Annotated in this window: 2 protein-coding genes; both read right to left on the bottom strand. The window is 61.2% G+C overall.

Translation table 11 applies throughout. The annotated features are described in order from the left end of the window. Positions 1 to 337 (bottom strand): hypothetical protein (locus LNV07_RS25005; protein WP_263573929.1); only part of this gene is annotated, 337 nt, incomplete at its 3' end. Between the two features lie 373 nt (positions 338 to 710). Continuing rightward, positions 711 to 8,777 carry a hypothetical protein gene (locus LNV07_RS25000; RefSeq protein WP_263573928.1) on the bottom strand — a complete coding sequence of 2,689 codons (8,067 nt, stop codon included), beginning with the start codon at positions 8,775 to 8,777 and terminating at the stop codon, positions 711 to 713. Positions 8,778 to 8,812: the final 35 nt, after the last annotated feature.

Below are 8,812 nucleotides of genomic sequence, written 5' to 3'. Positions count from 1 at the left end.
CCAAGTTTTGGATCTGGCTGTTGGTCAAGGCATTGATCTGCGATGTTGTCAGCGACACCAATTGATCTGAAGTCAGGTTCCCAAGTTGGTCTGTGCTCAACGCTCGGATGGCAGCGCTGCCCAGTGCTCGCACATCGTCGGTCTGCATGAACGTCACTTGATCGGTACTCAGCGAATTGATCGCAAATGTCCCCAAGGAAGCAAACTGCTTGGTCGTCATCGCGATGATCTGGTCGCTGCTGAATGCGGCCCAGTCCTCGGTCGTGAACTTGCTCAGTGTCTTCGTTGACAGGCCAGCAATTTGATCTGTGGAGTAGCTTGCGATCAGAGTGGTCATGGTGAGCTCACTTGGTTTGTTACGTTGGCAGCAGCCTCAGAGAGGCGCTGCTTGTAGATTTCGTGCTTCTAGAACCTTGTCCGTTCTATATGGCGGGATACCGCCCCCGCATCAATTGCGAATCTGGGGCGGACTTGGATATCGGTGTTTCAAGCTAAGAGCGGCTGCGCGAGCGCCTGAACCGACTCATTGCTCTTTCCTCGTCACTCTGATTTCGACGCCATCTGCGTAAACTTGAGGCAAGCACAGGGCGCCCAGGACCTGGGCCGCCCCAGGCGACATGTCTTTTTGGCCGCGGACTCATCCACCAGACTCCTCGGCTAGGCCGTGATCTCTGTCGTGGGCTGATTGATGTTTCGGCCATTTCGCCACCTCAGATCAAGGGTAGTAAGGGAGTCTCGCCGTCGTCCGGTAGGCGTTTCAAATCGGGTATATACATTGACATAGGACTAGCAATCGCTTGTGTGTCTTGTGAGGAAATCAGTTGCCTAGCATTGACTGCAAGGCTTGAGTCCCCCATTTCCGCAAGCTGCTCGCTCGGACCATTTAGCACTTCGCCTAGCTTAGGGATTTGCGGCTGACGAGAAGGCTCGATAAAACCGTCTTTTGCGAACCAAACGTCGGCCATGGCGTGGGCCTGTCCGTCACCGGTTTTGTAGTCAGACACCAGACCCAGCAAATTGCCGTGGTCAACCGATAGCCCGGATTGCGCGCGCAGATTCAACTCGGCAATGCCAAAGTCCTGCAAGGTTTTCAACTCGCCCGCGTCGGTCTGGCCGTCGCTATTGGCATCGACCCAAACCCGCAAGTCCTTGAAGGCCCTGTCCTCGATGGACAGCCGCCCGTCCAAATTGAGGTCAAGCTCCTGCATGGCCAAGTAGCCATTGGCGGCCCGGCCTCCATCCGCCAGCAAGGTGCCCGAGCCGAATAACTCGTGGCCGCTGTTGATCAGGCCATCACCATTGCGGTCCATCACCAACAGACCATCCTGCGCGCCGACCCAGCCCCACTTTTGACTATGGCCGGTGCCGAAAAGGTCGAAATGAACGCCGTCCGCGGCGGCCCTGGTGCTGACGCCATTGCCGTCCAGGTCCAGGACGATCGGGGAGGCCGCTTGCAGGGCATCCAGCTGCTCGCTGGTAAAGACACCGATGGCTGCGTCCGAGAAGGCAAATACTTGCGCCATCGACAAGACCTGAAGGTCTTCCGGCTCAAAGCCCGGGATCTGGTCGGTCGTGAAACTATGGATCTGTTCGGTGGTCAAGCCGGCCATCTGCGAGGTCTGGAAGGCCTGGATGTCTTCGGTCTGGAACTGGGTAATTTGCTCCGTGCTCAAGCTGGCAAGCTGGACCGAGGTCAATGCCGCAATATGCTGCGTGCCCAAGGCCAGGATCTCGGCGCTGTCCAGCGTCGCCAATTGCTCGGTCGTCATTGAACGAATGTGGCCCGACGTGAGGGCACCGATCTGCTCGGGACTAAAGGCCGCGAACTGTTCGGTGGACAGACCCATCAGGGCTTGACTGCCCATGGCGTGAATGTCTTCGGTCTGAATCGCGGCGATATCGGACGCTTCGATGCCGCGCATCTGAGCCGAGCTCAGCATCGCGAACTGAGCGCTGGTCAAGGCGCCAATCTGCTCCGAAGTGAGGCCCGCCATGTCTTCGGAGCTGAATCCGCGCACGGCGCCGGTCGTCAGCGCCGCAAGATCATCGGTCGCAAAGACCGAAATCTGCAGCGAACTCATGGCGACGATTTGGGCGGAGCTCAAACCGCCCATCTGTGCAGTGCCCAAAGCCTGGACGTCTTCGGTGACCCAGTTCTGCACCTGCGCGGTGGTCAGCGAGCCCACCTGAGTGCGCGTCAAGGCAGCCACTTGCTCGCTTTGAAGCGCATTGAGTTGGGTGCTGCTGAAGCCCTTCAACGCAAAGATGCTCAGCGCGGCGACATTGTCGGTGCTCAGGCTGGCCACCATATCGGTCGTGAAGCCTTGCAACTGCTGCGAGGCAAAGCCGCGGATCTGTTCGGTACTGAACGCATTCAGCTCCTCGGTGCCGATGGTGGCAACCTGGCTGGAGGTCATTGCCCCGAACTGGGTGTTGGTCAAAAGCTTCAACTGTTCGGAAGTCAGCGCCGTGAACTGCAGCGTCGTCAGCCCTTGAATGGCGGCCGTCGACAAGGCGCGCAGGTCATCACTCTGCAACATCGACAACTGCTCGGTGCCGATGCCGGTGATTTGCGCCGAGGTCATGGCCGCGGACTGGGCGGTGGTCATCGCGATGACTTGATCGCTGCTCAGGGCCGAAATCTGCGTCGAGCCGATGCCGCGCCATGCGGCGGTGCTGATGGCAGCGAAGTCCTCCGTCGTCATGGTCTTGAACTGATCGCTGCTCAAGGCCTGGACTTGCGCCGAATTCCAGAAACCGAACTGCAGCGTCGTGAGTGCATTCAGGTCGTCACTCGCCAGCCCTTGAACTTGTGCGCTGCTCAGAGCGCCTATCTGGTTGCTGCCGAGCGCCTGAAACTGATCAGAGCCGAGTGCCGCCAATTGCGTGTTGCTCAGCGCGCGCAAAGCGCTGCTGTTCAAGGCTCTCAAATCTTCGGTTTCCAGTTGCTGCAGCTGATCGGTCTGCAAGCCCAGCACCTGGCCGCTGCTGAGCGCGGCCGCCTGAGTGGTCGTCAATGCCGTGACTTGATCGCTGCCCAACTGCCCGATCTGCAGCGAACTCAGTCCACGCAGGCCGCCGGTGCCGATGGCCGCGAAGTCTTCGGTGGTCAGCAGTTTCAACTGATCGCTGCTCAAGGCGGCAATCTGGCTGCTGGCCATGGCTTGGTACTGCTCGGTCGTCAAGGCCCGCAAGTCGTCGGAGCTCAGGCCAAGTATCTGCGTACTCGTCAGCGCGTTCACCTGAGCTGTGCTCAGGGCGGCAATCTGGGCCGCATCCAAGGCCGCAATCTGCGCGGTACTGAGCGAGCGCAGGGCCAGACTGGCCAAGGCGCGCAAGTCTTCGGTGGCCAAGCTGCTGATTTGTTCGGTGCCGAGTCCAGCCACTTGGGCGCTGCCGAGCGAAGCGAACTGGCTGCTGCTCATGGCCACCAATTGATCGCTGCCCAAAGAGCCCAGTTGGGTCGAACTCAGGCCACGCAAACCAGCGCTGCCGATGGCCGCAAGGTCCTCGCTGGCCAAGGTCTTGAGCTGATCGGTAGCCAGCGCGGCGATTTGGGTCGAGCCAATGGCGGCGAACTGCTCTGTGCTGAGGGCATTCAAATCCTCGCTGCTCAAAGCCCGGATCTGCGTGCTGGTCAAGAAGTTGACTTGCGCCGTAGTCAGCGCCAGCCATTGCTCGGAGCCGAGTGCTGCCAACTGATCGCTGCCTAAATTGCGCAAGGCGGTACTGCTGAGCACGCGCAAATCGTCGGTCGCAAAAGCCGCTATCTGCTCGGTGCTGAAGCCCTTCATCTGAGCGCTGCTCAAGATGGCGACCTGCGCGGTGGTCAAGGCGCGGATCTCGTCCGTGCCGAGTGTGCCGAGCTGGTTTTGCGGCGAGGTCACCAGCGCTGCCACCTGCGCGGTGGTCAACACGCTGATCTGATCGCTGTTCAGCGCTTGAAACTGCTCACTCGTAAACGCTCTGAGCGTCGCGGTGTTGAGCGCGCGCAGATCGTCGGTCTGAAATTTGGCAAGCTGTTCGGTGCTCAGGCCCGCGACTTGAACGCTGGTCAAAGCGCCCGCCTGTGCGGTAGTCAAGGCGATGATCTGGTCGGAACTCAGCGCCGCGACTTGGCTCGAACTCATCCCGCGCAGACCCGCCGTGCCGATGGCGGCAAAGTCCTCGGTGCCCAGCGTTGTGAGTTGATAGGTGCGCAGCGCTGCCACCTGAGTCGAGCCGATCGCGCCCAACTGCAAAGCGCTGAGGGCGTTCAAGTCATCGCTACCCAAACCTTGAATCTGAGCGGAGGTCAACGCGTTGATTTGGGTGCTGGACAGCTGTGCGATTTGTTCGGAGCTCAGCGCAGCCAGTTGCTCGGTGCTGAGCGCACGCAGGGCCGAGCTGCTCAGGGCTCGCAAGTCCTCGCTCGCCAACTTGCTGATTTGCTCGGTGCCGAAGCCCGTCACCTGCACGCTGGTCAGCGCGGCGGCCTGCGCCGTGCTCAAGGCGACGATTTGATCGGTGGTCAGCGCCGCCAATTGCGTCGAGCCGAGTCCGCGCAAGCCCGCCGTACCGATGGCGGCGAAGTCCTCGGTGCCGAGTGTCTTGAGCTGATCAGTGCCGAGCACTGCCACCTGGGCCGAGTTGATCGCCGCAAATTGTTGCGAGCTGAAAGCGTTCAGATCCTCGCTGCCCAGGCTCTGAATCTGGCTACTGGTCAGCGCATTGACCTGGGCCGTGGTCAGCTGACTCAATTGATCGGAGCCCAGCGCCGCCAATTGCTCGGTTCGCAATGCGCGCAGGGCTGCGCTGGTGATGGCGCGCAAGTCGTCCGTCGCCAGCTGGCTCATCTGTTCGGTGCTGAAGCCCGCGACCTGGCTGCTGTTCAGGATGCCGGCTTGCGCCGTGGTCAACCCAATCACCTGCTCGGAACTCAGCACGGCGACTTGAGCCGAACTCAGGCCGCGCAGGCCACCCGTGCCAATCGACGCGAAGTCTTCGCTGCCCAGCGTCTTCAACTGATCGCTGGTCAGTGCGGCAATCTGCGTCGATGTGATGGCGCGGAACTGCACCGAGGTCAGCGCGTTCAAGTCTTCACTGACGAGGCTCTGAATCTGGGCGCTGCCGAGCGAATTGATCTGAGCGGTGGTCAGCGCCGCCCATTGCCCGGAGCCCAATGCCGCGAGCTGGTCGCTGCGCAAGGCACGCAAGGCGGCCGAGCCGATCACGGCCAGATCGTCGGTGGCCAAACGGCCCATCTGCTCGGTGTCAAGCCCTAGCACTTGTGCCGACGTCAGTGACGCCGCCTGCGCGCTGGTCAGGGCAATGATCTGATCGCTGGTCAGCGCGGCGACTTGGGTCGAGCCGAGCCCGCGCAAGCCGGCGGTGCCGATCGCGGCAAAGTCTTCGGTGCTCAAGGCCTTCAATTGATCGGTCAGCAGCGCTGCGATCTGGGTCGAGTTGATGGCCTTGAATTGGCTTGAGCTCAAAGCGCCCAAGTCTTCGCTGCTCAGGCTCTGCATCTGCGTGCTGGTCAGCGCATTGACTTGCCCCGTGCTCAAGGCCGCGAACTGATCGGAGCCCAGGGCGGCCAATTGGTCGGTACCTAGCGCCCGCAAGGCGGCGGTATTGAGTGCCTTCAGATCATCGGTCGCGAAGGCGGCCATTTGTTCGGTGCTCAAGCCCCCGACTTGAGCGCTGCCCAAGGCAGCGACTTGTGCCGTGGTCAAAGCGCGAATCTCATCGGTGCTGAACACGGCCAATTGGTTGACGGGCGAACTCGTCAACGCGGCGATCTGACTGTTGCTCAGCGCGGCGATCTGATTGGAGTCAAGCGCCTGAACCTGATCGCTGCTCAAGGACCGGATCACCGCGCTGCCGAGCGCCCGCAAGTCGGCGGTCTGCAAATGGGTAAGTTGCTCGGTGCTCAAGCCGAGCGCCTGTGCACTGGTCAAGGCCGCGCTTTGTGCCGTCGTCAGCGCAATGATTTGCTCGCTGGTCAACACGGCAACTTGTGCCGAGCTCAAACCTTTCAATCCAGCGCTGCCGATGGCGGCGAAGTCTTCGCTGCTCAGGGTTTTGATTTGATCGGTGGAAAGGGCGGCGGCTTGCGCCGAACTGAGGGCACGAAACTGCGCCGTCGTCAGCGCGTTGAGATCTTCGCTACCCCAGCTTTGAATCTGGGTGCTGCTCAAAGCATTGACCTGGCCGGTGCTCAGCGCGGCGATCTGGTCCGAGCCCAAGGCGGCGAGTTGCTCCGAGCTCAAGGCGCGCAAGGCGCTGGTCCCCAAATTGCGCACATCATCGGTCGCCAGCGCGGCCATTTGATCGGTGCGCAAACCCAGGACTTGGCTGCTCGTCAACGAAGCCGCCTGAGCCGTGCTCAAGGCCACGATCTGCTCGCTCGACAAGGCCGCCAATTGGCTTGAGCCGAGGCCTCGCAAGCCGGACGTGCCGATTGCCGCGAGGTCTTCGGTCGTCAAAGCCGTCAACTGATCGGTCGACAGGGCGGCGACCTGCACCGAGTTGATGGCCTTGAACTGGAGGGAGGTCAGGGCATTCAGGTCTTCGCTGCTCAGGCTCTGCACCTGAAGGCTCGTCAAAGCATTGACTTGCGCGGTGCTGAGTGCGGTAAATTGGTCCGAGCCCCATGCGGCCAGTTGCTCGCTACCTAAGGCGCGCAGGGCTGAAATATTGATCGCCTTGAGGTCATCGGTCGCAAAAGCGGCCATCTGCTCGGTGCTCAATCCATTCACCTGGGCGCTACCCAAAGCGGCGACTTGCGCCGTGGTCAGGGCGCGAATTTCATCGGTGCTGAGCAAAGCCAACTGGTTGACCGGCGAGCTCGTCAGCGCTGCAATCTGGCTCGTCGTCAGCGCGGCAATCTGGTTCGAGTCCAGCGTCTGAAACTGCTCGCTGCTCAATGACCGGATCACCGCCGTGCCGAGGGCGCGCAAGTCATCGGTCTGCAGGTGGGAGATTTGTTCGCTGCTCAGGCCAAGCGCCTGGCTGCTGGTCAAGGACACCGCCTGAGCGCTTGTCAACGCAACCACGTTTGCGCTGCTCAACGCGGCAACTTGGGCGGAACTCCAAGCGCGCAAGGCCGCGGTGCCCATCGCCGCGAAGTCTTCGCTGCTCAGCGCCTTGATTTGATCGGTGGAGAAGGCGGCCGCCTGGGCCGAGCCGAGCGCGCGAAACTGTGCCGACGTCAAGGCACTGAGATCATCGCTGCTCCAACTCTGAATCTGCGTGCTGGTCAATGCATTGACTTGGGCCGTGGTCAAGGCGCCAATCTGCTCGGTCGTCAGGGTGCCGAGTTGATCAGAACTCAAAGCGCGCAAGGCCGTGGAGTTGATCGCCCGCAGGTCATCGCTGGCCATCGCGGTAATTTGATCGGTGCGCAAGCCGGCCATTTGGGCGCTGCCCAGCGAAGCCGCCTGAGCGGTCGTCAAGGCAACGATCTGCTCCGTGGTGAGCGCCGCAATTTGCGCTGAGCTCAAACCCTTCAGCCCGGCGGTGCCGACGGCGGCGAAATCATCGCTCGTCAGCGCCCCCAGCTGATCGGTCGTCAGCGCAGCAAACTGGCCTGAACTGATGGCTTTGAACTGCGCGCTCGTCAGCGCATTGAGGTCGTCCGTGCTCAAGCTCTGAATCTGGGAACTTGTCAATGCATTGACCTGCGTCGTGGTCAAACTGCCGATCTGCTCGGAGGCGAGGGCGCCAAGCTGATCCGAACTCAGCGCGCGCAAGGCGGCCGAGTTGATGGCCCGTAAGTCATCGGTGGCCAGCGCGGCGACCTGATCAGTACTCAGGCCCAGCACCTGACTGCTGATCAGTGAGGCCGACTGCGCGGTGGTCAGCGCGACAATTTGTTCGCTGGACAAAGCGCCCAACTGGGTCGAAACCAGGCCGCGCAGCCCGGCTGTACCAATGGCGGCCAGGTCTTCGGTACCGAGAGTCTTTAATTGATCGGTCGTCAGCGCGGCCACTTGGATCGAGGCGATGGCGCGAAACTGGGTGGAGGTCAGTGCATTCAGGTCCTCGCTGCCCAGCGATTGAAGCTGGCTACCACTCAGGTTGTTGACTTGCGCCGTCGTCAGCCCGGCGAATTGGTCCGAGCCCAACGCGGCCAATTGCTCGGTGTTGAAGGCGCGCAGAGTGCCGGTAGTCAAGGCCTTTAAATCATCGGTGGCCAGTTTGCTCACTTGTTCACTGCTCAGGCCGGCGACTTGGACGCTGCTCAATGCGGCGGCCTGGGCCGTGGTCAGAGCGATCAATTGGTCACTGCTCAAAACCGCCAGTTGCGCCGAGCTAAAGCCGCGCAGGCCGGCGCTGCTGATTGCAGCAAAGTCCTCGGTCGTCAAGGCTTTCAGTTGATCACTCGACAGCACCGCGAGTTGAGCGGAGCCGAGCGCTCTGAACTGGGCCGAGGTCAAGGCATTGAGGTCTTCGCTCGCCAGGCTCAGCAACTGGGCGCTGCTCAGTGCGACGACTTGCGCGGTGCCGAGTGCTGCAAACTGATCCGAGCCGAGCGCGGCCAACTGATCGCTTGCCAGTGCGCGCAAGGCGCTGCTGTTCAAAGCCCGCAAGTCCTCGGTTTGAAAGTGGCTCACTTGCTCGCTGCTGAGCGAGGCAATTGCGAACGTGCTCAAGGATGCGAATTGCTTGGTGGTCAGCGAAATGATCTGCGCGCTGCTGAACGCGGCCCAGTCCTCGGTGGTAAACCGAGTGAGTGTGCGGGTACTCAGACCTGAGATCTGAGTGGTCGACAGACTGGTGATCAACGTGCTCATAGCTGGCCCGGTGAACGCAAAGCAAGAACGCGACG

This window comes from Roseateles oligotrophus (assembly GCF_025717515.1).
Lineage (GTDB): Bacteria > Pseudomonadota > Gammaproteobacteria > Burkholderiales > Burkholderiaceae_C > Paucibacter_A > Paucibacter_A oligotrophus.
This window is presented reverse-complemented; position numbering and strand designations above follow the sequence as displayed.